The organism is Enterobacter cloacae complex sp. ECNIH7, assembly GCF_002208095.1.
Lineage (GTDB): Bacteria > Pseudomonadota > Gammaproteobacteria > Enterobacterales > Enterobacteriaceae > Enterobacter > Enterobacter cloacae_M.
This window is the reverse complement of the sequence record NZ_CP017990.1, coordinates 4,925,089-4,951,669: the sequence shown is the minus strand read 5'-3', so window position 1 is coordinate 4,951,669 and position 26,581 is coordinate 4,925,089. Positions and strand designations below refer to the sequence as shown.

Genomic DNA, 26,581 nt, shown 5'->3' with positions numbered 1-26,581 from the left:
AAAAGGAGGCCCTCTGGCCTCCTTTTTATTTACTGCGGCGTACCGTTATTTTGCAGCGTTAGCAGCAATCCGTCACGCCGCATGGCGGCTGCCTCTTCCGGCTTATGCTGCTTGTCCAGCGTATCGGCAAGCCACGCGTAGTCAAACGCGTCCGGACGCTGTTTCAGCGCCGCACGGAAGGCGAGGCTCGCCTCCTGCCATTCGCCATGCTTCATTAACGACTGACCGAGGGTGCTCCACAGCAGCGGACGATCGCCGACGCTTTTAATCTGCTGACGCAGCACTTTTTCGATTTGCTCAGGATTATTGGTTTTCAGGCGCGGGATCACCATCACCAGACGATCGTCATACTGGCGCTTCAGGCCGTCGAGGAGGATCTCCTGAGCCGTGTCATGATCGTCACATTCAATAAGATGTTCCGCCATTGCGACCTGCAGAGGAACCTGCTGGCGCGTCTTACGGCTCTGATTCTTCCACCACGTTTTCAGACCGTCGCTGCCCAGGTCGGCGCGCGCCTGATCCATGAGGCCAATCCATGCCAGACGCTGAAGCTCATCACGATGTTCATCGTCGCCCACCTCGGCTTTCGCCATCGACGGAATGATGTCCAGCAGCGAACCCCAGGCGCCGGTACGAATATACGCCTGCTCGGCAAGACGCAGCACTTCCGGATGACGTGGCGCAACTTCCAGCAGGCGATCGATACCGTGGCGAGCCGCGTGGTTCTCATTGCGTGCCAGCTGCAGGCGGACGCGGGTAATTTCCACAGGAATTGGGTCACCGGACGCCAGCTCTGCCGCCCGCTCCAGATGCTGATTAGCGCGGGCTTCGTCACCGCGCTGCTGCGCCGCTTCGGCTGCGAGCAGATAATTCACCACCGGCTGTTCAGCATGGTCAGCGTTTTTCGACATCAGCTTTTCAACCTGCTGATAGTCACCCTCGGCAAGCTTAAGCAGCGCCTGCTCGGTTTGTTTACGGGCGCGGCGGCGTTTACGTCCAACGAACCAGCCGCGCGTGTGGGCACCGGTGCGGAAAATGCGGCGCAGGATCCACTCGATCGCAAACAGCACCACCACGCCGAGGATCAGAATGATCGTCAGGCCGGTTACGCTGGTTTCAATGTTGTAGTTATCGGTCTGGATCAGGACGTAACCCTGATGGCCCGCAAGCATGGGGCCCAGCACGATCCCGGCGATCAGCAGGATGAAGAGTAAGAGAACTTTTAGCATCATTACTCTCCTTGCGGTGCGCTTTCAGGCGCCGGAGCCGGGGCAGGTGCCGCTCCGCCCGACGGCTCTGCCGGTACGCCCGGCTGCGCCAGCAGGTTACGTACGCGCGTTTGCATCAGTTTCTCCAGAATCGGCTGGCTGGCCAGCTTATCCGGCACGTTCATGGTGATGTTCTGCTGGCTCAGCTTATCAATGTCTTCGAGGAAGGCGGTGGTCGTCGCATCATCGGTGTTGTAGTAGGCGCGTACCCACGTTGAGACGTTATCCAGCGCCTGTTTGTAGGTCTCTTCCTGATGACGCGGCACGGCCTGAGCCGCAACCAGCAGGCGGGAACGGATGTTCTCGCGCAGATAGATATCCTGGTTCGGCGCCAGCAGCGGCACGGCGGTTTCGTCGCGACGGCGGATAGTGATGAAGCTGTCCATAAAGTTCTGCCAGCTTTTCTGCAGGTTTATGCGCCATTCGCTCAGGGAGCTGGAAAGCTCGGTACCGTCGGAATCCATCGGGGAGTCGTCGTCGTTATTATCCGCCAGCTGCAGGTTATCAATCTGATTCGACAGCTGGTTCACCTTGAGGATAATGCCGTCGTAATCCACCTGCGAGACGGCGGAGAGGCTGGCGATGTCTTCGGTGATCGCGCGACGTGCGGTAATGAGGCTCGGGTCGTTCATGTCTGCCAGGCTCGCATCGGCGCTTTTCAGCAGCGCGGCGGCAGTGGTAACGTCCTGATCGCTCCAGAGCTTACGTCCGGCGAGCTTCACCAGGAAGTCAGCCTGCGAGAGCAGCCAGGTTTTGGCATCGGTACCGGAAATCGTGGCGACTTTCTGCTGCACGTCGCCCAGCTGTTTAGCCAGCTCTTCCTGTTTGCGGTTCGCCTCGGCAAGCGCGGCGGCCTGCTGCTTAATCACCGTTTCCAGCTCGGTTTTCTGCGTCTCCTGCGCTTTTTGCAGGGCAGTGAGCTGATTCACCAGCGCATCGCTGGTGGACGTCTGGTTAGCGCCCTGTTGCTTCACCAGACCGTACAGGCCAACCCCTGCAGCCAGCGCAATGGCGATGGCAATCGCGCTCAGCGCGAGGCTCGTTTTGTTGCTGCCGTTTTTCTTCTCAGCGGTTTTCTCTGTCGTCTCTGGCTGTGGCGTCGTCTCCACAGTCTCCCTGGTCTCTTCAACCACGGCGGAGGATTTGTCGTGTTCCGTCATTATGGCTTCCCATTTGAGAGTTATTGTAATGCGCGCAGCAGCGCATCGTTGTCGGCGTTATCAGCGATCCGAATATCCTGCCAGCCCAGTTCCCGGGCCTGGTTCGCCAGACGCTCACTGACGACCAGAAGCCGACAGCGGAGTAACCAGTTTTCGCGATACCAGAGCGGTATCAGCGACCAAAGCTGTTGTAACATTTCACCGCTGGTGACCACCAGCGTATTAATGCCGCGCGCGTGCCAGCGCATCGCCTCTTCCGCGCCATCGTAGTGTTTTGCACAACGCTGATAGCACTCAGTGAACGTCACGTCTGCACCACGTTCACGCAGCGTTTCGCCCAGCAGCTCGCGGCCCCCGTTACCGCGCAAAATGAGCGCGCGCTTTCCGGCAATAGTTTGTAATTCAGGTAATTGTAGCAAGACTTCACTGATTTCCCGATCTAACGGGTAACAAACGTCCACGCTGCTTACGGTATGCAGCGCCAGTGCCGTTGTGCGGCCAATCGCGAAATAGCGGGGGGCGGCTGGCCAGGTCAAACCCTGCTGTTGCAGCTGCGCGTGGGCAAATTCCACGGCATGTTGCGACAGCGCAAACAGCAGGTCGCCTTCTTGAAGAGTATTCATCTGGTCGGCGAGCGCGGAGAGCTCCCGACCGGGGGAGAATTCAATGAGCGGAAAACTCCAGGCCACCTGCCCCAGTGCGCGCAGACGGCTCACTAACTGCTCTCCTGCGGGAGAAGGGCGGGTGACAAGAATACTCATGCAGGGGGCTCTCCATTATAAACGTCAGCCAGAATCTCGCGGGCGCCGTTATCCAGCAGCTCTTCAGCCAGCGACACGCCAAGCTGCTCGGCATCTTGCGCTTTACCGCGACGTTCGCCGCGTACCATCTGCGAACCGTCCGGGGCGCCCACCAGCGCGCGCAGCCACAGTTCGCCTTCTGTTAATTCAGCATAGCTGCCAATCGGTACCTGGCATCCCCCTTCGAGGCGGGTATTCATCGCACGCTCGGCTTTTACGCGAATAGCGGTCTCGTCATGGTTCAGCGGCGCGAGCAGTTCGCGGGTACGCGCATCGTCCAGACGACACTCGATGCCGACGGCACCCTGGCCCACGGCCGGCAGCGACAGCTCTGGCGGCAACGCCACGCGAATGCGCGACTCCAGCCCCAGACGCTTCAGGCCGGCAACGGCGAGGATAATGGCATCGTAATCGCCGTTATCCAGCTTGCCAAGACGCGTGCCGACGTTACCGCGCAGCGAGCGAATGATCAGGTCAGGACGGCGCTCTGCCAGCTGACACTGACGGCGTAAACTGGACGTGCCAACCACGCTACCCTCCGGCAGCGCGTCGAGCGAGTCATAGTGGTTAGAGACAAACGCATCACGCGGATCTTCGCGCTCGCAGATGGTCACCAGCCCCAGCCCTTCCGGGAACTCGACGGGCACGTCTTTCATCGAATGTACGGCGATATCGGCGCGGTTCTCAAGCAATGCCAGTTCCAGTTCTTTGACAAACAGGCCTTTGCCGCCCACTTTCGCCAGGGGCGTATCAAGGATCACGTCACCGCGCGTGACCATCGGCACCAGCTCGACGCGCAATCCACTGTGGCAGGCTTCAAGGCGCTGCTTCACATAATGTGCCTGCCAGAGCGCGAGGGGGCTTTGGCGTGTGGCAATTCTCAAAACATTGTCTAACATGCTTGTTACCGTCATTATCAATCGCTAACCATCCTAACATTGTTGACTCTGGGATGGCAGTTTTACGGTTGATGAAGCGCGAGAGGGACAGGGCGGCGTATTCGTCAGCCATAGCCGTATTCAGGAATTTACACGTACAGAACGGTGCTACACTTGTATGTAGCGCATCTTTCTTTACGGTCAACCGGCAAGGTGTTAAATTGATCACGTTTTAGACCATTTTTTCGTCGGTACCACCAAAAATGATAAGGGCGAAAAAGGGTAACGGTTATCTTTTTGAAATACTGCGGGTCCGCTGTTATTCGTGTTTTGAATAGCTTGCGACGCCCGGAAACATCAGGCGATACGTCTTGTACCTCTATATTGAGACTCTGAAACAGAGACTGGATGCCATTAATCAACTGCGTGTGGATCGCGCACTTGCTGCCATGGGCCCTGCTTTCCAGCAGGTATACAGTCTGCTGCCGACATTATTGCACTATCACCATCCGCTGATGCCTGGCTACCTTGACGGTAACGTTCCCCAGGGCATTTGCCTTTTCACGCCTGATGAAACCCAACAGCATTACCTCAACGAACTGGAACTCTACCGCGGCATGCCGCCACAGGAGTCTCCAAAAGGTGAACTACCGATTACCGGCGTTTACTCGATGGGGAGCACCTCATCGGTAGGGCAAAGCTGTTCTTCGGACCTGGACATCTGGGTCTGCCATCAGTCCTGGCTCGATAACGACGAGCGTCAGCTGCTGCAGCGCAAGTGCAGCCTGCTGGAGAGCTGGGCGGCCTCGCTCGGCGTGGAAGTAAGCTTCTTCCTGATTGATGAAAACCGTTTCCGCCATAACGAAAGCGGCAGTCTGGGTGGTGAGGACTGCGGCTCGACTCAGCACATCTTACTGCTGGATGAATTTTACCGTACTGCCGTGCGTCTGGCCGGGAAGCGTATTCTGTGGAATATGGTCCCGTGCGAAGAAGAAGAGCATTACGATGACTACGTCATGTCGCTTTACGCGCAGGGCGTACTGACGCCAAACGAATGGCTGGACCTCGGCGGTCTGAGCTCTCTGTCAGCAGAAGAGTACTTTGGCGCAAGCCTCTGGCAGCTCTATAAAAGTATCGACTCGCCGTACAAAGCGGTGCTGAAAACGCTGCTGCTGGAAGCCTATTCCTGGGAATACCCCACGCCTCGCCTGCTGGCGAAAGATATCAAGCAACGTCTGCACGACGGGGAGATCGTCTCCTTCGGGCTGGACGCCTACTGCATGATGCTGGAGCGCGTGACCGAATACCTGAAAGCCATTGATGACACCACGCGTCTGGATCTGGTGCGTCGATGTTTCTATCTCAAAGTCTGTGAGAAATTGAGCCGCGAGCGCGCCTGCGTGGGCTGGCGTCGTGAAGTGGTCAGTCAGTTAGTGAAAGAGTGGGGATGGGACGAAGCGCGTCTGTCCATGCTCGACAACCGGGCCAACTGGAAAATCGATCAGGTGCGTGAAGCGCACAACGAACTGCTCGATGCGATGATGCAAAGCTATCGTAACCTGATCCGCTTTGCGCGCCGTAACAACCTCAGCGTTTCCGCCAGCCCGCAGGACATCGGGGTATTAACCCGTAAGCTGTATGCCGCGTTTGAAGCGCTGCCGGGTAAAGTCACCCTGGTTAACCCGCAGATTTCGCCAGACCTGTCAGAACCGAATCTGACCTTTATCTACGTGCCGCTGGGCCGCGCAAACCGCACCGGATGGTATCTGTATAACCGTGCGCCAAGCATGGACTCAATCATCAGCCATCAGCCGCTGGAGTATAACCGCTACCTGAACAAGCTGGTGGCCTGGGCCTGGTTTAACGGCCTGCTGACCTCGCGCACGCGCCTGTTTATCAAAGGCAACGAGGTGGTTGATCTCGCTAAGCTGCAGGAGATGGTCGCGGATGTGTCGCACCACTTCCCGCTGCGTCTGCCTGCCCCAACGCCTAAAGCGCTCTACAGCCCGTGCGAGATTCGCCATCTGGCGATTATCGTCAACCTGGAATACGACCCGACGGCGGCCTTCCGCAATCAGGTAGTTCACTTTGACTTCCGCAAGCTGGACGTCTTCAGCTTTGGTGAGCAGCAAAACTGCCTGGTAGGCAGCGTGGATCTGCTGTACCGCAACTCGTGGAACGAAGTGCGTACCCTGCATTTCAACGGCGAGCAGGCGATGATCGAAGCGCTGAAAACGATTCTCGGCAAGATGCACCAGGATGCCGCACCGCCGGACAGCGTTGAGGTGTTCTGCTACAGCCAGCACCTGCGCGGTTTAATTCGTACCCGCGTGCAGCAGCTGGTTTCTGAGTGTATCGAACTGCGTCTCTCCAGTACCCGTCAGGAAACCGGGCGCTTTAAAGCGCTGCGCGTCTCCGGCCAGACCTGGGGCCTGTTCTTCGAACGCCTGAACGTGTCGGTACAGAAGCTGGAAAACGCCATCGAGTTCTACGGCGCGATTTCACACAACAAGCTGCATGGCCTGTCGGTGCAGGTGGAAACCAACCACGTTAAGCTCCCGCAGGTGGTGGACGGATTCGCCAGCGAAGGGATTATTCAGTTCTTCTTTGAAGAGTCGGGCGACGATGCCGGGTTCAACATCTACATTCTGGATGAAACCAACCGCGCCGAGGTGTATCACCACTGTGAAGGCAGTAAAGAGGAGCTGGTGCGCGACGTCAGCCGCTTCTACTCCTCTTCGCATGACCGTTTCACCTACGGCTCAAGCTTTATCAACTTTAACCTGCCGCAGTTCTACCAGATTGTGAACGTCGACGGTCGTACGCAGGTGATCCCGTTCCGCACCCAGGCCGTAACGCCTGCCGCGCCTGCCAATCAGGACACCGCGCCGCTGCTGCAACAGTATTTCTCCTGAGCCTTTTCGCTCGCCCGGTGGCGGCTACGCCTTACCGGGCCTACAACAGCTCGAACCCGTAGGCCGGGTAAGCGCAGCGCCACCCGGCACCAAAACTATCTGAAACTCACAGCCTCACCCGCCTGCGCGGTCGCCGCCTGTTCCAGCAGATCCCAGAACGGTACGCCGCTGCGGTCGCAAACCCATTCCCCGTCCTTCAGATCGAAATGATAGCCGCCCTGTTTCGCGGCCAGCCACACCTGGTGAAGCGGCTCCTGGCGGTTAATAATAATTTTGCTGCCATTTTCGAAGCTCAGGGTCAGAATGCCGCCGTTGATTTCACAATCGATATCGCTGTCGCCATCCCAGTCGTCAAGACGCTCTTCGATGGTCATCCACAGGTTGTCGGCAAGGCGATGGAATTCACTGTCGTTCATGGTTTTGTTCCTGTTTTTCGTGATGCCGGCAGTATAACCCTAAATAATTCCCGTTGCAGGAAAGCGGCAAACTCTTGCTTTTGTGTCTTCTCCTGCGATGATAGAAACAGATTTGAACTTACGGGCAACTTTATAATGAAAAACGCTTTCCGAACGCTTGCCGTTCTCATCACGCTGTTTAGCCTGACTGGCTGCGGACTGAAGGGACCACTGTACTTCCCACCTGCGGATAAAACCGCGCCGCCGCCGACGAAACACGCGCAAAGCGGCATTGAGTCCACCACGCCAAATACTAACGATCGTGGCGATAACGGTGGCCCGACTCAGGTTAATCTCTGACGACAACGTTCTGTACCCGCGCAATGGAGCAAATGATGCAGTTCTCTAAAATGCATGGCCTTGGCAACGATTTTATGGTCGTCGACGCGGTAACGCAGAATGTGTTTTTCTCCCCGGAACTGATCCGTCGCCTGGCGGATCGGCATCTGGGCGTGGGGTTCGATCAGCTGCTGGTGGTCGAGCCACCGTACGATCCCGACCTCGATTTCCACTACCGTATTTTTAACGCGGACGGCAGCGAAGTTAACCAGTGCGGCAACGGCGCGCGCTGTTTTGCCCGCTTTGTCCGCCTGAAAGGGCTGACCAACAAGCGTGATATTCGCGTCAGCACGGCCAATGGCCGCATGGTGCTCAGCGTCACCGATGATGAGCTGGTGCGCGTGAACATGGGCGAGCCTAACTTCGAGCCCTCCGTCGTGCCGTTTCGCGCAAACAAAGCGGAAAAGACCTATATTATGCGTGCGGCCGAGCAGACAGTATTGTGCGGCGTCGTCTCAATGGGTAACCCACACTGCGTGATTCAGGTTGATAATGTGGAAACCGCCGCGGTCGAAACGCTCGGCCCGATGCTGGAAAGCCACGAACGTTTCCCGGAGCGCGCGAACATCGGCTTTATGCAGGTGGTGAAGCGCGAGCACATTCGCCTGCGGGTTTACGAGCGCGGCGCGGGCGAGACTCAGGCCTGCGGAAGCGGCGCCTGTGCAGCGGTGGCCGTTGGCATCTCTCAGGGGTTACTGGCAGAAGAGGTTCGCGTGGAGTTACCGGGCGGTCGCCTTGATATCGCCTGGAAAGGACCGGGTCATCCACTGTATATGACGGGCCCGGCGGCACATGTCTATGACGGGTTTATCCATCTATGAAACAACCAGGGGAAGAACTGCAGGAAACAGTGACGGAACTGGACGACAGAGCTGTTGTTGATTATCTGCTGCGCAATCCTGAGTTCTTTATTCGCAATGCACGCGTCGTCGAAGAGATGCGCGTGCCGCATCCGGTTCGCGGGACCGTGTCGCTGGTCGAATGGCACATGGCGCGCTCGCGCAACCACATCAATCAGCTAGAAGAGAACATGACGCTGCTGATGGAGCAGGCCAGCACCAACGAAAGCCTGTTCTATCGTCTGCTGCATCTGCAGGCGCGTCTGGCGTCGGCGCACAGTCTTGACGAGTTCCTCAGCCGCTTCCACCGCTGGGCTCGCGAGCTGGGGCTGGCGGGCGCAACGATTCGGCTTTTCCCTGACCGCTGGCGCATTGGCGCACCGTCGGGGTTCACCCATCTGGCTCTTAGCCGTCAGGCGTTTGAACCGCTGCGCATTCAGCGTCTGGGCCATGAGCACCACTATCTGGGGCCGCTGAACGGGCCTGAGCTGCTGGTGGTGTTACCGGAAGCTAAAGCGATTGGCTCGGTGGCGATGTCGCTGATGGGGCGCGATGGCGATCTGGGTGTCATGTTATTTACCAGCCGCGATGCGCATCATTATGAGCAGGGGCAAGCTACGCACCTGTTACAAGAGATCGCCCTGATGCTGCCCGAGCTGCTGGAGCGCTGGATTGAGCGCGTATGACGGACGGACTGCTCGCCACTGACGTCTCGCGCTTTCTGCGCTATCTGGGCGTGGAGCGTCAGCTTAGCCCCATTACCCTGCTCAACTACCAGCGTCAGCTTGATGCCATCATGCAGATCGCCGACGAAATCGGCCTGAAAAGCTGGCAACAATGTGACGCTGCGACGGTACGCGGGTTCGTCGTGCGTAGCCGTAAAAAAAATCTCAGCCCGGCAAGCCTGGCGCTCAGGCTCTCGGCGCTGCGCAGTTTCTTCGACTGGCTGGTCAGCCAGGGGGGCTTAAAAGCCAACCCGGCAAAGGGGATCGCCACGCCGAAAGCGCCGCGCCATCTGCCTAAAAATATCGACGTTGACGACGTAAACCGCCTGCTGGATATCGACCTTAACGATCCGCTCGCCGTGCGCGACCGCGCGATGCTGGAGGTGATGTACGGTGCCGGGCTGCGTCTGTCAGAGCTGGTTAATCTTGATATCAAACACCTCGATCTGGAGTCCGGTGAAGTGCGGGTAATGGGCAAGGGCAGCAAAGAGCGCCGCCTGCCGATTGGCCGCAATGCAGTTTCCTGGATTGAGCACTGGCTTGACCTGCGCGGGCTGTTTGGCAGCGAAGAGGATGCGCTGTTCCTGTCGAAGCTCGGCAAGCGGATCTCCGCGCGTAACGTCCAGAAGCGCTTTGCGGAGTGGGGCATTAAGCAGGGGCTGAACAGCCACGTTCATCCGCACAAGCTGCGCCACTCCTTTGCGACACACATGCTTGAGTCGAGCGGCGATCTGCGCGGCGTGCAGGAACTGCTTGGCCACGCGAATCTGTCGACCACTCAAATCTATACCCACTTAGACTTCCAACACCTTGCCTCGGTGTATGACGCGGCGCATCCACGCGCCAAACGGGGGAAATAATGCGTTTTTACCGCCCACTTGGTCAGATTTCAGCTCTGACGTTTGACCTTGATGACACCCTTTACGACAACCGCGAGGTGATCCTGCGTACCGAGCAGGAGTCGCTGGCGTTTGTGCAGAACTACCATCCCGCGCTGAAAGCGATGCAGAACAAGGACTTTCAGAAGCTCCGTCAGTCCCTGCGGGAAACCGAGCCCGACATTTACCACGACGTGACCGAATGGCGTCGTCGTGCGGTTGAACAGGCGATGCTTAATGCCGGCCTGAGCGCGCAGGACGCGGCCATCGGGGCCGAAGCGGCCATGGAAAACTTTGCTAAATGGCGCAGCCGCATCGACGTGCCGCAGGAAACCCACGACACGCTGGCGAAGCTTGCCGAAAAGTGGCCGCTGGTGGCGATCACCAACGGCAATGCCCAGCCGGAGCTGTTTGGCCTCAGCGATTATTTTGAATTCGTGCTGCGTGCGGGTCCTCACGGGCGCGCGAAGCCGTTCAGTGACATGTACCATCTGGCGGCAGATAAGCTTAACCTGCCGCTGGGTGAGATCCTGCACGTGGGGGATGACCTGACCACAGACGTGGCCGGCGCCATCCGCTGCGGGATGCAGGCCTGCTGGATCAAGCCGGAAAACGCTGACCTGATGATCGCCTCCGATAGCCGTCTTCTGCCGCACGTGGAAATTTCACGGTTGGCATCCCTCACGACGCTGATATAATCATCAATTGTTCTGTATAAATTAACAGGGTTTTGGCGAATGCTATTCGCCTGCCCGACATGACGTGACGGTGCCAATGGACGTTTCTTACCTGCTCGACAGCCTTAATGACAAACAGCGTGACGCGGTTGCCGCCTCGCGCACCAACCTGCTGGTGCTGGCTGGAGCGGGCAGTGGTAAGACGCGCGTGCTGGTTCACCGTATCGCCTGGCTGCAGAGCGTGGAAAACTGCTCGCCGTACTCCATCATGGCGGTCACGTTCACCAACAAGGCGGCGGCGGAGATGCGCCACCGCATCGCCCAACTGATGGGCACCAGCCAGGGCGGCATGTGGGTCGGCACCTTCCACGGCCTGGCGCACCGCCTGCTGCGCGCACACCACATGGACGCCAACCTGCCGCAGGATTTCCAGATCCTCGACAGCGAAGACCAGCTCCGTCTGCTGAAACGGCTGATCAAGGCGATGAACCTCGACGAGAAGCAGTGGCCGCCGCGTCAGGCGATGTGGTACATCAACGGCCAGAAAGACGAGGGGCTGCGCCCGCACCACATTCAGAGCTTCGGCAACCCGGTCGAGCAGACCTGGCAGAACGTCTACAAGGCCTATCAGGAAGCGTGCGATCGCGCCGGTCTGGTGGATTTCGCCGAGCTGCTGCTGCGCGCCCACGAGCTGTGGCTGAACAAACCGCACATCCTGCAGCACTACCGTGAACGCTTCACCAATATCCTGGTGGACGAATTCCAGGATACCAACAACATCCAGTACGCGTGGATCCGCCTGCTGGCCGGCGATACCGGCAAGGTGATGATCGTGGGCGATGATGACCAGTCGATCTACGGCTGGCGCGGGGCGCAGGTGGAGAACATCCAGCGCTTCCTCAACGATTTCCCCGGCGCGGAAACCATCCGTCTGGAGCAGAACTACCGCTCAACCAGCAACATTCTGAGCGCGGCCAACGCCCTGATTGAAAACAACAACGGGCGTCTGGGTAAAAAGCTTTGGACTGACGGGGTCGACGGCGAACCGATTTCGATTTACTGCGCATTCAACGAGCTCGACGAAGCCCGCTTCGTGGTGAACCGCATCAAAACCTGGCAAGACAACGGCGGCGCGCTGGAGCAGTGCGCCATTCTCTACCGCAGCAACGCCCAGTCGCGCGTGCTGGAAGAGGCGCTGCTGCAGGTGAGCATGCCGTACCGCATTTATGGCGGCATGCGATTCTTCGAACGTCAGGAAATTAAAGATGCGCTGTCGTATCTGCGCCTCATTGCCAACCGTAACGACGACGCGGCGTTTGAGCGCGTGGTCAACACGCCGACCCGCGGGATTGGCGACCGCACGCTGGACGTGGTGCGTCAGGCCTCGCGCGATCGCCAGCTGACGCTGTGGCAGGCGTGCCGCGAGCTGCTGCAGGAAAAAGCGCTCGCCGGACGTGCCGCCAGCGCGTTACAGCGCTTCCTTGAGCTGATTGACGCTCTGGCGCAGGAAACCGCCGACATGCCGCTGCACGTGCAGACCGACCGGGTGATTAAAGACTCCGGCCTGCGAACCATGTACGAGCAGGAAAAAGGCGAGAAGGGCCAGACCCGTATTGAGAACTTAGAGGAACTGGTCACGGCAACGCGCCAGTTCAGCTACAACGAAGAAGACGAAGACCTGATGCCGCTGCAGGCGTTCCTCTCCCACGCCGCGCTGGAAGCGGGTGAAGGGCAGGCGGACACCTGGCAGGATGCGGTTCAGCTGATGACCCTGCACTCCGCCAAAGGTCTGGAGTTCCCGCAGGTGTTTATCGTCGGGATGGAAGAGGGGATGTTCCCGAGCCAGATGTCGCTGGATGAAGGCGGCCGTCTGGAAGAGGAACGTCGTCTGGCCTACGTGGGCGTGACGCGCGCGATGCAAAAGCTGACGCTAACCTACGCCGAAACCCGACGTCTGTACGGTAAAGAGGTCTATCACCGTCCATCGCGCTTTATCGGCGAACTGCCGGAGGAGTGCGTAGAAGAGGTGCGTCTGCGGGCGAGCATCAGCCGTCCGGTCAGCCATCAGCGCATGGGTTCGCCGATTGCGGAAACCGACACCGGCTACAAGCTGGGCCAGCGCGTGCGCCATTCGAAGTTTGGCGAAGGTACCATTGTGAATCTGGAAGGCAGCGGCGAGCACAGCCGCCTGCAGGTAGCGTTCCAGGGGCAGGGGATCAAATGGCTGGTGGCGGCCTATGCGAAGCTGGAAACAGTCTAACATTCAGAAAAATATCATTATTTTGTAATAATCTGCTAGCCTTATACAGTGAAGGTCAATTAATGCCCTTCAGCGTTCCGTTGCGTGTTGACGCCACAGTTATAGCTGGCGTAACATGCGCGCACGATTACGCTAAGAGGACATTCGCCTTGGACACACCCAGTAGATACTGGCTCAATTCCCTGTCATCCAGGAACAACTCCTAAGGCTATCTCCTCTTGCTGATGGCCTTAGTGGTTGTCAGCGACCTGCATTATTCCCGTCGCGCTGAGTCAGGCTGTTTAATGGTCTGAAACCCAATTTGTTTCTGTGTGCCCACCGAACTGTCCGATATTTTTTGCATTGGGAGTCCCGGTCATGTTGAGCGCATTTCAACTCGAAAATAACCGACTGACTCGGCTTGAAGCCGAAGAGTCACAGCCCCTCATTGATGCCGTATGGGTGGATCTGGTCGAGCCGGACGACGATGAACGCCTTCGCGTACAATCTGAACTGGGGCAAAGCCTGGCAACCCGCCCGGAACTGGAAGACATCGAAGCATCCGCGCGTTTTTTTGAAGACGAAGACGGTCTGCATATTCACTCCTTCTTCTTCTTTGAAGATGCGGAAGACCACGCGGGTAACTCCACCGTGGCGTTTACCATTCGCGACGGCCGTCTGTTTACCCTGCGCGAGCGCGAGCTGCCGGCATTTCGCCTCTACCGCATGCGCGCCCGCAGCCAGGCAATGGTGGACGGTAACGCTTACGAGCTGCTGCTCGATCTGTTCGAGACCAAAATTGAACAGCTGGCGGACGAAATTGAAAACATCTACAGCGATCTGGAAAAGCTTAGCCGCGTGATCATGGAAGGCCATCAGGGCGATGAATACGACGAAGCGCTCTCCACGCTGGCAGAGCTGGAAGATATCGGCTGGAAGGTGCGCTTGTGTCTGATGGATACCCAGCGCGCGCTGAACTTCCTGGTGCGCAAGGCGCGTCTGCCGGGCGGTCAGCTGGAGCAGGCGCGTGAGATCTTACGAGATATCGAATCCCTGCTGCCGCACAACGAATCTCTGTTCCAGAAGGTGAACTTCCTGATGCAGGCGGCGATGGGCTTTATCAACATCGAGCAGAACCGCATCATCAAGATCTTCTCGGTAGTGTCCGTGGTGTTCCTGCCGCCGACGCTGGTGGCATCAAGCTACGGGATGAACTTTGAGTTTATGCCGGAGCTGAAATGGAGCTTTGGTTACCCGGGGGCGATTATCTTTATGATCCTCGCGGGGCTGGCGCCGTATCTGTACTTTAAGCGCCGGAACTGGCTGTAAAAATCTGGCGGGTGGCGCTGCGCTTACCCGCCTTACGATCGAATTCCCTCTCCCTGTGGGAGAGGGTTAGGGTGAGGGCAACATCACAGCCCTTTGCGCACCCTGCGCTGGGTATAAATCGCATCGGCAACGAAAATCGCCAGCGCCACCCAGATAAAGGCGAACGTCACCATCTTATCCGCCCCCGGCACCTCGCCGTAAAACACCACCGCCAGCAGGAACATCAGCGTCGGGCCAATGTACTGGAAGAAGCCCAGCGTGGAGAGACGCAGACGCGTCGCGGCACCGGTGAAGCACAGCAGTGGAATGGTGGTTACCACGCCCGCCGCCATCAGCATCAGGTTCAGCGACCACGGGTTGCTGCCCATGTGGCTGGTTGGGCTGTCGGCGATGCCGAAGAGATAAATCGCCGCCACCGGCAGCAGCCACAGGGTTTCGAACAGCATCCCCGTCTGCGCTTCCACCGCAATCTTCTTGCGTACCAGGCCGTAGAAGGCAAAGCTGAACGCCAGGCCGAGGGCGATAATTGGCAGCGAGCCGAAGGTCCAGAGCTGCACCAGTACGCCGCAGAAGGCCAGAATCACCGCCACCCACTGCATCCGGCGGAAGCGCTCCCCGAGGAAAATCATCCCCAGCACGATATTCACCAGCGGGTTAATGAAGTACCCCAGGCTCGCTTCGAGCATGTGATGATTATTCACCGCCCAGATAAACAGCAGCCAGTTGCCGCCAATCAGCACCGCTGAGAGCGCCAGCATGAAAATCTTTTTCGGGGTTTGCAGCAGCGTTTTGACGCCCGACCACTGACGGCTGAGGCTCATCAGCGCAATCATAAAGAAGAATGACCAGATAACGCGGTGAGTCAGGATCTCATCGGCCGGAACGTAGGCAATAAGCTTGAAATACGCCGGGGCGATACCCCAAATAAAATAAGCGGCAAGGGCGAGTAAAACGCCCTGCCGCGTCTGTTTAGCATCCATCGGGAAAATCCGTTACAAAAAAGTGAATTAATTTTACCCGATTTTGCCGCCTCAACCCACCATATAAGTGGCGGTTGCGCTGGCTATATACACCTGTTCTTCGTTGTGTAATTCAACGCGCGCCACGGCAACTTTATTGCCCGCGCGCAGCAGGCTGCTGGTACAGGTAAAGCGATTTCCGCGCCCCGGGCGAAGATAGTCGACGCGCAGATCAATGGTGCCCATGCGCGCCAGACGCTGCCGGAGTTCGTCTTCGTTGATGGTGTCATGGCGGGTCAGCGTACTGCCCACGCAGACCAGACCTGCCGCCACGTCCAGCGCGGAGGCAATCACGCCGCCGTGCAAAATGCTTTGCGCCCAGTTACCTACCATCATCGGCTGGTTGTTGAAGCTCAGCTGGGCAAAGTCTTTCTCGTAACGTTCCAGCTCCAGTCCCAGCGCGCGGTTAAACGGCATATGGTAAACAAAAATCTCGCCCACGAGTTTTAACACTTCTTCGGCGGTAAGCATGGCTGACATGAGGCATCACATCCTTATTGTTAACGAAATGTTGATTTTATGCCTCGGCAACAAGGAATTCCACTTTCAGAAACGAGGATGCAGCAGTTGTCGCAGAAGTCTGTAGAATGTTCGCCACATAACTATTCAGCTAATTTTACTCTTTTGCAGGAGAACACCACCGATGCGGACGTATCTGGCCTGGTTACTGGCGGCGGTTGCGCTGCCCCTCACAGCATATGCGCAGGAAGCGACGATTAAAGAGGTGCATGATAAACCTGCCGTTCACGGTAGCATTATCGCGAACCTTCTTCAGGAGCATGACAATCCGTTCACGCTCTATCCGTATGACACCAACTATGTGATTTATACCCAGACCAGCGATCTCAACAAAGAGGCGATAAGCTCCTATAACTGGTCTGATAATGCGCGTAAAGATGAGGTGAAGTTCCAGCTCAGCCTCGCGTTCCCGTTCTGGCGCGGTATTCTGGGGCCAAACTCGGTGCTCGGGGCGTCTTACACTCAGAAATCCTGGTGGCAGCTCTCTAACAGCGGAGAGTCCTCACCGTTCCGTGAAACCAACTATGAGCCGCAGCTGTTCCTCGGTTTTGCAACGGATTATGAGTTTGCGGGCTGGACGCTGCGTGACGTCGAAGTGGGCTTTAACCATGATTCCAACGGTCGCTCTGACCCGACATCCCGTAGCTGGAACCGTGCCTATACGCGCCTGATGGCGCAGAACGGTAACTGGATGGTGGAAGTGAAGCCGTGGTATGTGGTCGGCAGCACGGATGACAACCCGGACATCACCAAATATATGGGCTACTACCAGCTTAAAGTCGGCTATCAGTTAGGTGATGCCGTGCTCAGCGCCAAAGGCCAGTACAACTGGAACACCGGCTACGGCGGTGCGGAAGTGGGCTTAAGCTATCCCATGACGAAGCATGTCCGCATCTATACTCAGGTGTACAGCGGTTACGGCGAGTCGCTTATCGATTACAACTTCAACCAGACCCGCGTCGGCGTGGGCGTGATGCTGAACGATATTCTCTAGGCTGTTCGAATGTTTTTGCGTTAAACGTTGAAGTTTCTCTCTCAGGCGCTGAAAATAGCGCCTGTTTCATTTCTGGCATATGGGGTTAACGTGGCGCAGGCGGAAGTATTGAATCAGGAGTCGCTGGCTAAACAGGTTTTGCATGAAACCTTTGGCTACCAGCAGTTCCGCCCTGGCCAGGAAACCATCATTGAAACGGTGCTGGAAGGTCGTGATTGCCTGGTGGTAATGCCGACCGGTGGCGGCAAGTCCCTCTGTTATCAGGTGCCCGCGCTGGTGCTTAACGGCCTGACGGTCGTGGTATCCCCTCTCATTTCTCTTATGAAAGACCAGGTTGACCAGCTGCTCGCCAACGGCGTGGCGGCAGCCTGTCTTAACTCCACGCAAACCCGGGAGCAGCAGCAAGAGGTGATGGCCGGTTGTCGCACCGGACAGATCCGCCTGCTGTATATCGCCCCGGAACGCCTGATGCTGGATAACTTCCTCGATCACCTGGCGCACTGGAACCCGGTGCTTCTGGCGGTGGATGAAGCGCACTGTATTTCCCAGTGGGGACACGATTTCCGCCCGGAATACGCCGCCCTCGGCCAGCTGCGTCAGCGCTTCCCCGAGCTGCCGTTTATGGCGCTTACCGCCACGGCAGATGACACCACGCGGCTGGATATCGTTCGCCTGCTCGGGCTGAACGACCCCTATATTCAGGTCAGCAGCTTCGACCGCCCAAACATCCGCTATATGCTGATGGAAAAATTCAAGCCGCTGGATCAGCTCCTGCGCTATGTCCAGGAGCAGCGCGGCAAGTCCGGCATCATCTACTGCAACAGCCGTGCGAAGGTGGAAGACACCGCCGCGCGTCTGCAAAACCGCGGCTTTAGCGCCGCCGCCTATCACGCCGGGTTAGAGAACCACATCCGCGCGGACGTGCAGGAGAAATTCCAGCGTGACGACCTGCAGATCGTCGTCGCGACCGTTGCGTTCGGGATGGGCATCAACAAGCCGAACGTGCGCTTTGTGGTGCATTTCGACATCCCGCGCAATATCGAATCCTACTATCAGGAAACCGGCCGCGCCGGGCGTGACGGCCTGCCTGCGGAAGCGATGCTGTTTTACGATCCGGCTGATATGGCGTGGCTGCGCCGCTGTCTGGAAGAGAAGCCGCAGGGACAGCTGCAGGATATCGAGCGCCACAAGCTCAACGCGATGGGCGCGTTTGCCGAAGCGCAAACCTGCCGTCGTCTGGTGCTGCTCAACTACTTTGGTGAAGGGCGCCAGGAGCCGTGCGGCAACTGCGATATCTGCCTCGATCCGCCAAAGCAGTACGATGGCCTGATGGACGCGCGTAAGGCGCTCTCGACCATTTACCGTGTGAATCAACGCTTCGGGATGGGCTACGTGGTGGAGGTGCTGCGCGGCGCCAATAACCAGCGTATCCGCGATATGGGCCACGACAAGCTGCCGGTCTACGGCATTGGCAAGGAGCAGAGCCACGAACACTGGGTGAGTATTATTCGCCAGCTGATCCACCTTGGCTTCGCCACGCAGAACATTGCCCAGCACTCCGCCCTGCAGCTGACCGAGGCGGCGCGTCCGGTCCTGCGCGGTGACGTTGAGCTCAAGCTCGCCGTGCCGCGCGTCATCGCCCTGAAGCCACGCGTGATGCAGAAATCCTACGGCGGCAACTACGACCGCAAGCTGTTCGCCAAACTGCGCAAGCTGCGTAAAGCCATCGCCGACGAAGAAAATATTCCGCCTTACGTGGTGTTCAACGACGCGACGCTGATCGAGATGGCCGAACAGATGCCGCTCAGCGCCAGCGAGATGCTGAGCGTCAACGGCGTGGGAACACGCAAGCTGGAGCGCTTCGGTAAAGAGTTTATGGCGCTCATCCGCTCTCACGCCGACGGTGATGATGAGGAGTAGTCAGCCGGGCGAAAAAGTGCCAGGATGATGACTCACTAAATTATTTCCCCGCGAGCTAATTATGTTAATGCTATTTCTCACCGTGGCGTTAGTGCACATCGTTGCGCTGATGAGCCCCGGCCCGGACTTTTTCTTCGTATCACAAACGGCCGTCAGCCGCTCCCGCAAAGAGGCGATGATGGGCGTGCTCGGTATCACCATGGGCGTTATGGTCTGGGCGGCGGTCGCGCTGCTCGGTCTGAACCTTATCCTGGCGAAGATGGCCTGGCTGCATAACATCATTATGGTCGGCGGCGGTCTGTATCTGTGCTGGATGGGCTACCAGATGCTGCGCGGGGCGCTGAAGAAAGAAGAGAAAAAACCGGAAGAGCCAAAGGTGGAGCTGGCTACGGGCGGCCGCAGCTTTGTAAAAGGGCTGCTGACCAATCTGGCGAACCCGAAAGCCATTATCTATTTCGGCTCGGTGTTCTCGCTGTTTGTCGGCGATAGCGTCGGCGCGGGCGCACGCTGGGGAATCTTCCTGCTGATCGTCGTTGAAACCTTTGCCTGGTTTACTATCGTGGCCAGCCTGTTTGCCTTACCGGCGATGCGCCGCGGCTATCAGCGTATCGCGAAGTGGATTGACGGCTTCGCCGGCGCGCTGTTCGCCGGCTTTGGCATTCATCTCATCATTTCTCGCTAAGCGTGACGCGCTGACGCAAGCAGCGCGCCAACCATCATAAACAGCGAGCCAAAGACTTTATTCAGGGCCTTCATCTGCTTAGGCCCTTTAATCCACGCCGCAATTCGCTGCGCCAGCGTCGCGTAACCAATCATCACGATGATATCGACGATAATGGTGGTCGCGCCCAGCACCACGTACTGCATCACCTGGGGCTGATGCGGAACGATAAACTGCGGGAACAGCGCGGCGAGGAAAACGATGCTCTTCGGGTTGGTCAGGTTGACGAACACCGCGCGCTTAAACAGATGGCCGCGGTTTTGCGTCTGAGCCAGCGTATTCAGGTTGATGGAACCTGCCGCGCGCCACTGCTGGATGCCGAGCCAAATCAGATACGCTGCCCCGGCCCATTTCAGCACCTCAAAGGCCAGCACGGAGCGGGAGAACAGGGTCCCCAGACCGATCCCGACCAGCACAATATGAATGCCCAGCCCGGTCTGCAAACCGGCAATCGACGCCGCTGCACCGCGGTAGCCGTGGTTGATGGAGGTGGTCATGGTGTTAATAGCACCCGAACCCGGAGAAAGGCTGAGGATAATGGATGTCAGCAGGTAGGCGAACCACCATTCGAAGGTCATTTGAAACTCCCGAACCGTCTATTTTTATGCCACAATACGCTATTATTGAGTCATTTTGTGACCGGTGACGAAAAAAACGATATTCCCTGGATTACGTGAGTGGAAACCCAATGTTTCAGCAGAAAAAGGACTGGGAAACACGAGAAAACGCTTTTGCTGCTTTCTCTATGGGGCCGCTGACCGATTTCTGGCGGCAGCGTGAGGAAGATGAGTTTACGGGCGTCGGGGGCATCCCGGTGCGTTTCGTTCGTTTCCGAAATGAAAAAAATGACCGGGTGATTGTGGTCTGCCCCGGGCGTATTGAAAGCTACGTTAAATACGCCGAGCTGGCCTATGACCTGGTCCATATGGGGTTCGATGTCCTGATCATCGACCATCGTGGACAGGGGCTGTCCGGACGTATGCTGCCGGACACGCACCGTGGGCACGTCGATCGCTTCAGCGATTACGTCGACGATTTTGCCGCGTTCTGGCAGCAGGACGTTCAGCCCGGCCCCTGGCGCAAGCGGTATATTCTTGCGCACTCCATGGGCGGCGCCATTTCGACGCTGTTTTTGCAGCGTTATGCGCACGAGTGCGACGCCATTGCGCTCACCGCGCCGATGTACGGTATCGTGATCCGTTTTCCTGACTGGATGGTGCGCCATCTTCTTGACTGGGCTGAGGGCCATCAGCGCATTCGTGAAGGTTACGCCATTGGCACAGGACGCTGGCGCGCGCTGCCGTTCGCCATCAACGTCTTAACCCATAGCCGGCAGCGTTATCGCCGTAATCTGCGCTTTTATGCCGATGAACCGCGCTTGCGCGTCGGCGGCCCGACCTGGCACTGGGTGCGGGAGGGGATTCTGGCCGGTGAGCAGGTGCTGGCGGGCATAGGCGATGATGACACGCCGACGCTTCTGATCCAGGCGGAAGAAGAGCGTGTGGTGGATAACCGCATGCATGACCGCTATTGTGAACTGCGCGCTGCAGCCGGTCACCCTTGTGAAGGGGGTAAACCGCTGGTCATTAACGGCGCGTTCCATGAGATCCTTTTTGAAAAGGACGCTATGCGCTCAGTCGCGCTTAACGCCATTGTTGAATTTTTCAACAGGCATAATTGATTCTTGTTTTCCACCAGAGGTTGAAATCCCTATGTACCAGGTTGTTGCATCTGATTTAGATGGCACGCTGCTTTCCCCCGACCACACCCTGTCGCCTTACGCGAAAGAGACCTTAAAACTCCTGACTGCCCGTGGCGTGAACTTTGTGTTCGCCACCGGCCGCCACCACGTGGACGTGGGGCAGATCCGCGATAATCTTGAGATCAAATCGTACATGATCACCTCCAACGGTGCGCGCGTGCATGATACCGACGGCAACCTGATCTTTACCCACAATCTGGATCGCGATATTGCCGCCGATCTGTTCGGCGTGGTGCATGACAACCCGGCTATCGTTACTAACGTTTACCGCGACGACGACTGGTTTATGAACCGCCACCGCCCGGATGAAATGCGTTTCTTCAAGGAAGCGGTATTCAACTACTCCCTTTACGAACCGGGCCTGCTGGAGCCGGAAGGGATCAGCAAGGTGTTCTTCACCTGTGACAGCCACGAAGAGCTGCTCCCGCTGGAACAGGCGATCAACGCCCGCTGGGGCGATCGCGTCAACGTGAGCTTCTCAACCCTGACCTGTCTGGAAGTAATGGCGGGTGGCGTCTCCAAAGGTCACGCGCTGGAAGCGGTTGCGAAACGTCTGGGCTTCGGGCTGAAAGACTGTATCGCCTTCGGTGACGGCATGAACGACGCCGAGATGCTTTCGATGGCGGGCAAGGGCTGCATCATGCAGAACGCGCACCAGCGTCTGAAGGATCTGCACCCTGAGCTGGAAGTGATTGGTTCTAACGCTGACAACGCGGTACCGAAGTATCTGCGTAAACTGTTCCTTGAATAATCTTCATTCGGTTGTTTATTGCTCAGTTGTCAACTAAAGAGTTCGCTACAATGCCTGTCCTTCTTTCTGAGAGACAAGCATTGTGGCGCTACTCATTATCACCACTATCCTGTGGGCCTTCTCCTTTAGCCTGATTGGCGAATACCTTGCCGGTTCGGTCGACAGCTACTTCTCGGTGCTGATGCGCGTGGGGCTGGCGGCGCTGGTGTTCCTGCCGTTTCTGCGCACGCGCGGACAATCGCTGAAAACGATAGTGCTGTATATGCTGGTGGGAGCGATGCAGCTCGGCATCATGTACCTGTTCAGCTTCCGGGCCTACGTCTACCTGTCCGTCTCCGAATTCCTGCTCTTTACCGTGCTGACGCCGCTCTATATCACGCTGATATACGATCTGCTGAGTAAACGCCGTCTGCGCTGGGGATACCTGCTGAGCGCCGCGCTGGCGGTGATCGGCGCGGCGATTATTCGCTACGACAAAGTGAGCGATCACTTCTGGACCGGGCTGATGTTCGTCCAGCTCGCCAACATCAGTTTCGCTATCGGCATGGTGGGCTACAAACGCCTGATGGAAACCCGCCCGATGCCGCAGCATAACGCGTTCGCATGGTTTTATATGGGCGCCGCGATTGTCGCGGTGGCGGCGTGGTTTATGCTCGGTAATCCGCAAAAGCTGCCGACTACCGCCGTGCAGTGGGGCGTTCTGGTCTGGCTGGGCGTAGTGGCGTCAGGGTTGGGATACTTCATGTGGAACTACGGCGCTACGCAGGTAGACGCCGGTACGCTGGGGATCATGAACAACGTGCATGTCCCGGCAGGGCTGCTGGTCAACCTCGCCATCTGGCAGCAACAGCCGCACTGGCCGAGCTTCCTTATTGGGGGAGCGGTGATCCTGGCTTCGCTGTGGGTCCATCGCCGATGGGTCGCTCCGCGCTCCGCACAAACGGAAGATGGTCGCACGCGTGGTTCCGCGCTGAGCGAATAAACGCCTCCGTAATCGGCTGACGCTGCTCGCCATCGCGCACGGCGGCGTACAGTCGGCTCCACAGTCCTTCACCCAGGGTTTTGGTCTGCACCAGACCCTGGCGTTCAAAACTCTCCACCACCCAGTGCGGCAGCGCCGCGATACCCATTCTGGCCGCCACCATCTGAATCAGCAGCAGGGTGTTATCCACGCTTTTCAGCTGCGGACTGATGCCTGCCGGCTGCAGGAAGTGGCGCCAGATATCCAGGCGGCTGCGCTGGACCGGATAAATCAGCAGCGTTTCTGTCGCCAGGTCTTCCGGCGTGATGCGCGTTTTGGCGGCCAGCGGGTGGTCCGGCGCCAGCACCAGGCGCACTTCATAATCAAACATCGGCGAATAGTGCAGGCCGCTGCGCGGCAGGATGTCAGAGGTCATGACCAGATCCAGCTCGCCCTGCTGCAGCGAGGGCTGCGGGTCGAACGTCACGCCGGATTTAAAGTCCATCTCCACCTGCGGCCATTTCTGGCGGAAGTTCTCAAGCGCGGGGGTCAGCCACTGAATACAGCTGTGGCACTCAATGGCGATGCGCAGTTTGGTCTGCTGCGGTTCGTTACACGCCTGCAGCGCGCTCGCGATTTGCGGCAGGACCTGATTCGCCAGCTGAAGGAGAATTTCACCCTGCGGCGTAAAGCGTAGCGGCTGGCTCTTACGCACAAAAAGACGGAAGCCGAGGCGTTGTTCCAGATCGCTGAACTGGTGAGAAAGGGCAGACTGGGTCTGGTGCAGCGTGGCCGCAGCCGCCGCGAGCGAACCGCAGTTCCGCAACGCTTGTAGCGTTTTCAGGTGTTTAATCTCGATCATGAAAGTCCTTCACTTCGCCATGAACATTTTGCGCTTGAGGAATATACAGTAACTGCCAATTATGGATGTGTAAACATCTGGACGGCTAAAATCCTTCGTCTTTTAAATTTATGGTGCGTTGGCTGCGTTTACTCACCCCGGTCACTTACTCATGTAAGCTCCCGGGGATGAGCAAACTTGCCGCCTTCCCTAAATTCAAAATCCAAAGGATTTACAATTAATTAGAGGAAGAAAAACATGACAATCCGCAATCACACTCTCGGTTTCCCTCGCGTCGGCCTGCATCGCGAGCTGAAAAAAGCGCAAGAAAGCTACTGGGCGGGTAATGCCACCCGTGAAGAGCTGCTGGCGGTAGGACGCGAGCTGCGCGCCCGCCACTGGGATCAGCAAAAACAGGCGGGCATTGACCTGCTGCCGGTGGGCGATTTCGCCTGGTACGACCATGTTCTGACGACCAGCCTGCTGCTTGGCAACGTGCCGGCTCGTCATCAGAACAAAGATGGATCGGTAGATATCGATACTCTGTTCCGCATCGGCCGTGGCCGCGCGCCAACGGGGGAGCCAGCGGCAGCGGCGGAAATGACCAAGTGGTTTAACACCAACTATCACTATATGGTGCCGGAATTCGTCAAAGGCCAGCAGTTCAGGCTGGCCTGGACGCAGCTTCTGGACGAAGTGGATGAAGCGCTGGCGCTGGGCCACCAGGTGAAGCCGGTGCTGCTCGGGCCGGTAACGTACCTGTGGCTGGGCAAAGTAAAGGGCGAGCCGTTTGACCGACTCAGCCTGCTGAAGGATATTCTGCCGGTCTACAAACAGGTGCTGAGTGAGCTGGGCAAACGCGGCATTCAGTGGGTGCAAATCGACGAACCGGCGCTGGTGCTTGAGCTGCCGCAGGATTGGCTCGATGCCTTCAAACCGGCGTATGACGCGCTCACCGGTCAGGTAAAACTCCTGCTGACGACCTATTTTGAAGGCGTGACGCCGAACCTGAAGACCATTACCGCGCTGCCGGTTCAAGGCCTGCACGTTGATCTCGTACACGGTAAAGACGATGTCGCGGAACTGCACAAGCGCCTGCCAGCGGACTGGCTGCTCTCTGCCGGGCTGATCAACGGCCGTAACGTCTGGCGCGCCGATCTCACCGAGAAATACGCACAAATCAAAGACATCGTCGACAAACGTGAGCTGTGGGTGGCCTCATCTTGTTCCCTGCTGCACAGCCCGATCGATCTGAGCGTGGAAACCCGTCTCGACCCTGAAGTAAAAAGCTGGTTTGCCTTCGCGCTGCAAAAATGTGAAGAGCTAACGCTGCTGCGCGACGCGCTGAACAGCGGCGAAACGGCGGCGATTACCGAATGGAGCGCCCCGATCCAGGCGCGTCGTCACTCGGCGCGCGTGCACAACCCGGCGGTGGAAAAACGCCTGGCGGCCATCACCGCCCGGGACAGCCAGCGTCAGAGTCCGTATGAGGTGCGCGCCGCAGCCCAGCGCGCCCGCTTCAACCTGCCTGCGTGGCCAACAACCACTATCGGCTCTTTCCCGCAAACGACGGAGATCCGCGGCCTGCGTCTGGACTTTAAAAAAGGCAAACTGGATGCGAATCACTACCGCACCGGTATCGCGGAACACATCAAGCAGGCGATTATCGAGCAGGAACGCCTGGGGCTGGACGTGCTGGTGCACGGCGAGGCCGAGCGTAACGACATGGTGGAATACTTCGGCGAGCACCTGGACGGCTTCGTCTTTACCCAGAACGGCTGGGTGCAGAGCTACGGCTCCCGCTGCGTCAAGCCGCCGGTGGTTATCGGTGACGTCAGCCGCCCGGAAGCGATCACCGTGGAGTGGGCGAAGTATGCCCAGTCCCTGACCGACAAGCCGGTAAAAGGGATGCTGACCGGTCCGGTGACCATTCTCTGCTGGTCGTTCCCGCGTGAAGACGTGACCCGTGAAACCATCGCCAAACAGATTGCCCTGGCGCTGCGTGATGAAGTGGCGGATCTGGAAGCGGCAGGCATTGGCATTATCCAGATTGACGAGCCGGCGCTGCGCGAAGGCCTGCCGCTGCGCCGCAGCGAATGGGATGCCTACCTGCAGTGGGGCGTGGAAGCGTTCCGCATCAACGCTGCGGTGGCGAAGGATGACACCCAGATCCACACCCACATGTGTTACTGCGAATTTAACGACATCATGGATTCGATTGCCGCGCTGGACGCCGACGTGATCACCATCGAGACCTCGCGTTCAGACATGGAGCTGCTGGAGTCGTTTGAAGAGTTCGACTACCCGAATGAAATCGGGCCGGGCGTGTACGACATTCACTCCCCGAACGTGCCGAGCGTGGAGTGGATTGAAGCCCTGCTGAAAAAAGCGGCCCAGCGCATTCCGTCAGAACGCCTGTGGGTGAACCCGGACTGCGGACTGAAAACCCGCGGCTGGCCGGAGACGCGCGCGGCGCTGGCGAACATGGTGAAGGCGGCGCAGAACCTGCGTCAGGCGTAGCGGTGCTGGATTGCCGGGTGGCGACAACGCTTACCCGGCCTACCTGTTGGCCCGGTAAGGCATAGCCGCCA

Annotated in this window: 25 protein-coding genes; 16 read left to right on the top strand and 9 right to left on the bottom strand. The window is 58.0% G+C overall.

Annotated elements, in window-relative coordinates:
* Nucleotides 1–29: 29 nt before the first annotated feature.
* Genes hemY through hemC form a run of 4 tightly spaced genes read right to left on the bottom strand, consistent with a single transcriptional unit; the run spans nt 30 to nt 4,127 of the window.
* Nucleotides 30–1,229: a protoheme IX biogenesis protein HemY gene (gene hemY, locus WM95_RS24710; protein WP_063408174.1), complete on the bottom strand. Its 1,200-nt coding sequence runs from the start codon at nt 1,227–1,229 to the stop codon at nt 30–32.
* Nucleotides 1,230–1,231: 2 nt separating this feature from the next.
* Nucleotides 1,232–2,428, bottom strand: a complete 1,197-nt coding sequence (gene hemX, locus WM95_RS24705; RefSeq protein ID WP_023309632.1) for a uroporphyrinogen-III C-methyltransferase — start codon at nt 2,426–2,428, stop codon at nt 1,232–1,234.
* Nucleotides 2,429–2,448: 20 nt separating this feature from the next.
* On the bottom strand, nt 2,449–3,189 hold the full coding sequence (gene hemD, locus WM95_RS24700; RefSeq protein ID WP_023309631.1) for a uroporphyrinogen-III synthase: 741 nt from the start codon (nt 3,187–3,189) through the stop codon (nt 2,449–2,451).
* A complete protein-coding gene (hemC, locus tag WM95_RS24695) occupies nt 3,186–4,127 on the bottom strand; it encodes a hydroxymethylbilane synthase (RefSeq protein WP_033146903.1) in 942 nt (313 codons plus the stop codon). The genes hemD and hemC overlap by 4 nt, the downstream gene beginning before the upstream one ends.
* A gap of 350 nt (nt 4,128–4,477) precedes the next feature.
* Here hemC and cyaA point away from each other — a divergent pair, with 350 nt between their 5' ends.
* A complete protein-coding gene (gene cyaA / locus WM95_RS24685; protein ID WP_088544994.1) occupies nt 4,478–7,021 on the top strand; it encodes a class I adenylate cyclase in 2,544 nt (847 codons plus the stop codon).
* 95 nt (nt 7,022–7,116) lie between these two features.
* On the opposite strand, the gene cyaY is transcribed toward cyaA, so the two are convergent.
* On the bottom strand, nt 7,117–7,437 hold the full coding sequence (cyaY, locus tag WM95_RS24680) for an iron donor protein CyaY (protein ID WP_023333807.1): 321 nt from the start codon (nt 7,435–7,437) through the stop codon (nt 7,117–7,119).
* Between the two features lie 135 nt (nt 7,438–7,572).
* On the opposite strand from cyaY, the gene lptM reads away from it, so the two are divergent.
* From lptM to corA, 8 genes are all read left to right on the top strand, one after another.
* Nucleotides 7,573–7,776, top strand: a complete 204-nt coding sequence (gene lptM / locus WM95_RS24675) for an LPS translocon maturation chaperone LptM (protein ID WP_088544993.1) — start codon at nt 7,573–7,575, stop codon at nt 7,774–7,776.
* A 35-nt stretch (nt 7,777–7,811) separates the two neighbouring features.
* Entirely contained in the window at nt 7,812–8,636 is an 825-nt protein-coding gene (gene dapF, locus WM95_RS24670) for a diaminopimelate epimerase (protein ID WP_063408173.1), read from the top strand.
* Entirely contained in the window at nt 8,633–9,340 is a 708-nt protein-coding gene (locus tag WM95_RS24665; RefSeq protein WP_023309626.1) for a DUF484 domain-containing protein, read from the top strand. Before dapF ends, WM95_RS24665 begins: the two co-directional genes overlap by 4 nt.
* Entirely contained in the window at nt 9,337–10,239 is a 903-nt protein-coding gene (xerC, locus tag WM95_RS24660) for a tyrosine recombinase XerC (protein WP_088544992.1), read from the top strand. The genes WM95_RS24665 and xerC overlap by 4 nt, the downstream gene beginning before the upstream one ends.
* Nucleotides 10,239–10,955 (top strand): 5-amino-6-(5-phospho-D-ribitylamino)uracil phosphatase YigB, encoded by a 717-nt coding sequence (gene yigB, locus WM95_RS24655; RefSeq protein WP_063408172.1) that lies wholly within the window; start codon nt 10,239–10,241, stop codon nt 10,953–10,955. Before xerC ends, yigB begins: the two co-directional genes overlap by 1 nt.
* A gap of 76 nt (nt 10,956–11,031) precedes the next feature.
* A complete protein-coding gene (uvrD, locus tag WM95_RS24650) occupies nt 11,032–13,194 on the top strand; it encodes a DNA helicase II (protein ID WP_032646073.1) in 2,163 nt (720 codons plus the stop codon).
* Nucleotides 13,195–13,343: 149 nt separating this feature from the next.
* Nucleotides 13,344–13,400, top strand: a complete 57-nt coding sequence (gene ysgD / locus WM95_RS27550) for a YsgD/CorL family protein (protein WP_212743980.1) — start codon at nt 13,344–13,346, stop codon at nt 13,398–13,400.
* Nucleotides 13,401–13,551: 151 nt separating this feature from the next.
* Nucleotides 13,552–14,502, top strand: a complete 951-nt coding sequence (corA, locus tag WM95_RS24640) for a magnesium/cobalt transporter CorA (protein ID WP_008501540.1) — start codon at nt 13,552–13,554, stop codon at nt 14,500–14,502.
* An 83-nt stretch (nt 14,503–14,585) separates the two neighbouring features.
* On the opposite strand, the gene rarD is transcribed toward corA, so the two are convergent.
* Nucleotides 14,586–15,482, bottom strand: a complete 897-nt coding sequence (gene rarD, locus WM95_RS24635; RefSeq protein WP_063408171.1) for an EamA family transporter RarD — start codon at nt 15,480–15,482, stop codon at nt 14,586–14,588.
* Between the two features lie 51 nt (nt 15,483–15,533).
* Nucleotides 15,534–16,001, bottom strand: a complete 468-nt coding sequence (gene yigI, locus WM95_RS24630; protein ID WP_008501538.1) for an acyl-CoA thioesterase YigI — start codon at nt 15,999–16,001, stop codon at nt 15,534–15,536.
* A gap of 163 nt (nt 16,002–16,164) precedes the next feature.
* On the opposite strand from yigI, the gene pldA reads away from it, so the two are divergent.
* The 3 genes from pldA to rhtC all read left to right on the top strand — a co-directional run bounded on the left by pldA (nt 16,165) and on the right by rhtC (nt 19,636).
* Nucleotides 16,165–17,034, top strand: a complete 870-nt coding sequence (gene pldA, locus WM95_RS24625) for a phospholipase A (RefSeq protein WP_045357184.1) — start codon at nt 16,165–16,167, stop codon at nt 17,032–17,034.
* A gap of 90 nt (nt 17,035–17,124) precedes the next feature.
* Nucleotides 17,125–18,954, top strand: a complete 1,830-nt coding sequence (gene recQ / locus WM95_RS24620; RefSeq protein WP_029741834.1) for an ATP-dependent DNA helicase RecQ — start codon at nt 17,125–17,127, stop codon at nt 18,952–18,954.
* A 61-nt stretch (nt 18,955–19,015) separates the two neighbouring features.
* On the top strand, nt 19,016–19,636 hold the full coding sequence (gene rhtC / locus WM95_RS24615) for a threonine export protein RhtC (protein ID WP_010426287.1): 621 nt from the start codon (nt 19,016–19,018) through the stop codon (nt 19,634–19,636).
* Here rhtC and rhtB read toward each other — a convergent pair.
* The gene (gene rhtB / locus WM95_RS24610; RefSeq protein WP_063408170.1) at nt 19,633–20,253 is read right to left on the bottom strand and encodes a homoserine/homoserine lactone efflux protein; all 621 of its coding nucleotides are present in this window, start codon (nt 20,251–20,253) and stop codon (nt 19,633–19,635) included. The genes rhtC and rhtB overlap by 4 nt on opposite strands.
* A gap of 110 nt (nt 20,254–20,363) precedes the next feature.
* Here rhtB and pldB point away from each other — a divergent pair, with 110 nt between their 5' ends.
* The 3 genes from pldB to WM95_RS24595 all read left to right on the top strand — a co-directional run bounded on the left by pldB (nt 20,364) and on the right by WM95_RS24595 (nt 23,170).
* On the top strand, nt 20,364–21,356 hold the full coding sequence (gene pldB / locus WM95_RS24605; RefSeq protein WP_023309619.1) for a lysophospholipase L2: 993 nt from the start codon (nt 20,364–20,366) through the stop codon (nt 21,354–21,356).
* A 31-nt stretch (nt 21,357–21,387) separates the two neighbouring features.
* On the top strand, nt 21,388–22,188 hold the full coding sequence (gene yigL, locus WM95_RS24600) for a sugar/pyridoxal phosphate phosphatase YigL (RefSeq protein ID WP_023309618.1): 801 nt from the start codon (nt 21,388–21,390) through the stop codon (nt 22,186–22,188).
* Between the two features lie 82 nt (nt 22,189–22,270).
* Entirely contained in the window at nt 22,271–23,170 is a 900-nt protein-coding gene (locus WM95_RS24595; protein WP_047174401.1) for a carboxylate/amino acid/amine transporter, read from the top strand.
* On the opposite strand, the gene metR is transcribed toward WM95_RS24595, so the two are convergent.
* Nucleotides 23,058–24,011 carry an HTH-type transcriptional regulator MetR gene (gene metR, locus WM95_RS24590; protein ID WP_023309616.1) on the bottom strand — a complete coding sequence of 318 codons (954 nt, stop codon included), beginning with the start codon at nt 24,009–24,011 and terminating at the stop codon, nt 23,058–23,060. The genes WM95_RS24595 and metR overlap by 113 nt on opposite strands.
* 237 nt (nt 24,012–24,248) lie before the next feature.
* On the opposite strand from metR, the gene metE reads away from it, so the two are divergent.
* On the top strand, nt 24,249–26,510 hold the full coding sequence (gene metE, locus WM95_RS24580; RefSeq protein WP_063408169.1) for a 5-methyltetrahydropteroyltriglutamate--homocysteine S-methyltransferase: 2,262 nt from the start codon (nt 24,249–24,251) through the stop codon (nt 26,508–26,510).
* The last annotated feature ends 71 nt before the right edge of the window (nt 26,511–26,581 follow it).

What these genes read in the sequence shown, in the direction of transcription:
- hemY (WP_063408174.1), bottom strand. Translation starts at nt 1,229, where the DNA reads ATGCTAAAAGTTCTCTTACTCTTCATCCTGCTGATCGCCGGGATCGTG.
- hemX (WP_023309632.1), bottom strand. Translation starts at nt 2,428, where the DNA reads ATGACGGAACACGACAAATCCTCCGCCGTGGTTGAAGAGACCAGGGAG.
- yigL (WP_023309618.1), top strand. Translation starts at nt 21,388, where the DNA reads ATGTACCAGGTTGTTGCATCTGATTTAGATGGCACGCTGCTTTCCCCC.
- pldA (WP_045357184.1), top strand. Translation starts at nt 16,165, where the DNA reads ATGCGGACGTATCTGGCCTGGTTACTGGCGGCGGTTGCGCTGCCCCTC.
- uvrD (WP_032646073.1), top strand. Translation starts at nt 11,032, where the DNA reads ATGGACGTTTCTTACCTGCTCGACAGCCTTAATGACAAACAGCGTGAC.
- yigI (WP_008501538.1), bottom strand. Translation starts at nt 16,001, where the DNA reads ATGTCAGCCATGCTTACCGCCGAAGAAGTGTTAAAACTCGTGGGCGAG.
- xerC (WP_088544992.1), top strand. Translation starts at nt 9,337, where the DNA reads ATGACGGACGGACTGCTCGCCACTGACGTCTCGCGCTTTCTGCGCTAT.
- pldB (WP_023309619.1), top strand. Translation starts at nt 20,364, where the DNA reads ATGTTTCAGCAGAAAAAGGACTGGGAAACACGAGAAAACGCTTTTGCT.
- rarD (WP_063408171.1), bottom strand. Translation starts at nt 15,482, where the DNA reads ATGGATGCTAAACAGACGCGGCAGGGCGTTTTACTCGCCCTTGCCGCT.
- metE (WP_063408169.1), top strand. Translation starts at nt 24,249, where the DNA reads ATGACAATCCGCAATCACACTCTCGGTTTCCCTCGCGTCGGCCTGCAT.
- metR (WP_023309616.1), bottom strand. Translation starts at nt 24,011, where the DNA reads ATGATCGAGATTAAACACCTGAAAACGCTACAAGCGTTGCGGAACTGC.
- rhtC (WP_010426287.1), top strand. Translation starts at nt 19,016, where the DNA reads ATGTTAATGCTATTTCTCACCGTGGCGTTAGTGCACATCGTTGCGCTG.
- WM95_RS24665 (WP_023309626.1), top strand. Translation starts at nt 8,633, where the DNA reads ATGAAACAACCAGGGGAAGAACTGCAGGAAACAGTGACGGAACTGGAC.
- hemC (WP_033146903.1), bottom strand. Translation starts at nt 4,127, where the DNA reads ATGTTAGACAATGTTTTGAGAATTGCCACACGCCAAAGCCCCCTCGCG.
- dapF (WP_063408173.1), top strand. Translation starts at nt 7,812, where the DNA reads ATGCAGTTCTCTAAAATGCATGGCCTTGGCAACGATTTTATGGTCGTC.
- yigB (WP_063408172.1), top strand. Translation starts at nt 10,239, where the DNA reads ATGCGTTTTTACCGCCCACTTGGTCAGATTTCAGCTCTGACGTTTGAC.
- rhtB (WP_063408170.1), bottom strand. Translation starts at nt 20,253, where the DNA reads ATGACCTTCGAATGGTGGTTCGCCTACCTGCTGACATCCATTATCCTC.
- lptM (WP_088544993.1), top strand. Translation starts at nt 7,573, where the DNA reads ATGAAAAACGCTTTCCGAACGCTTGCCGTTCTCATCACGCTGTTTAGC.
- hemD (WP_023309631.1), bottom strand. Translation starts at nt 3,189, where the DNA reads ATGAGTATTCTTGTCACCCGCCCTTCTCCCGCAGGAGAGCAGTTAGTG.
- cyaY (WP_023333807.1), bottom strand. Translation starts at nt 7,437, where the DNA reads ATGAACGACAGTGAATTCCATCGCCTTGCCGACAACCTGTGGATGACC.
- corA (WP_008501540.1), top strand. Translation starts at nt 13,552, where the DNA reads ATGTTGAGCGCATTTCAACTCGAAAATAACCGACTGACTCGGCTTGAA.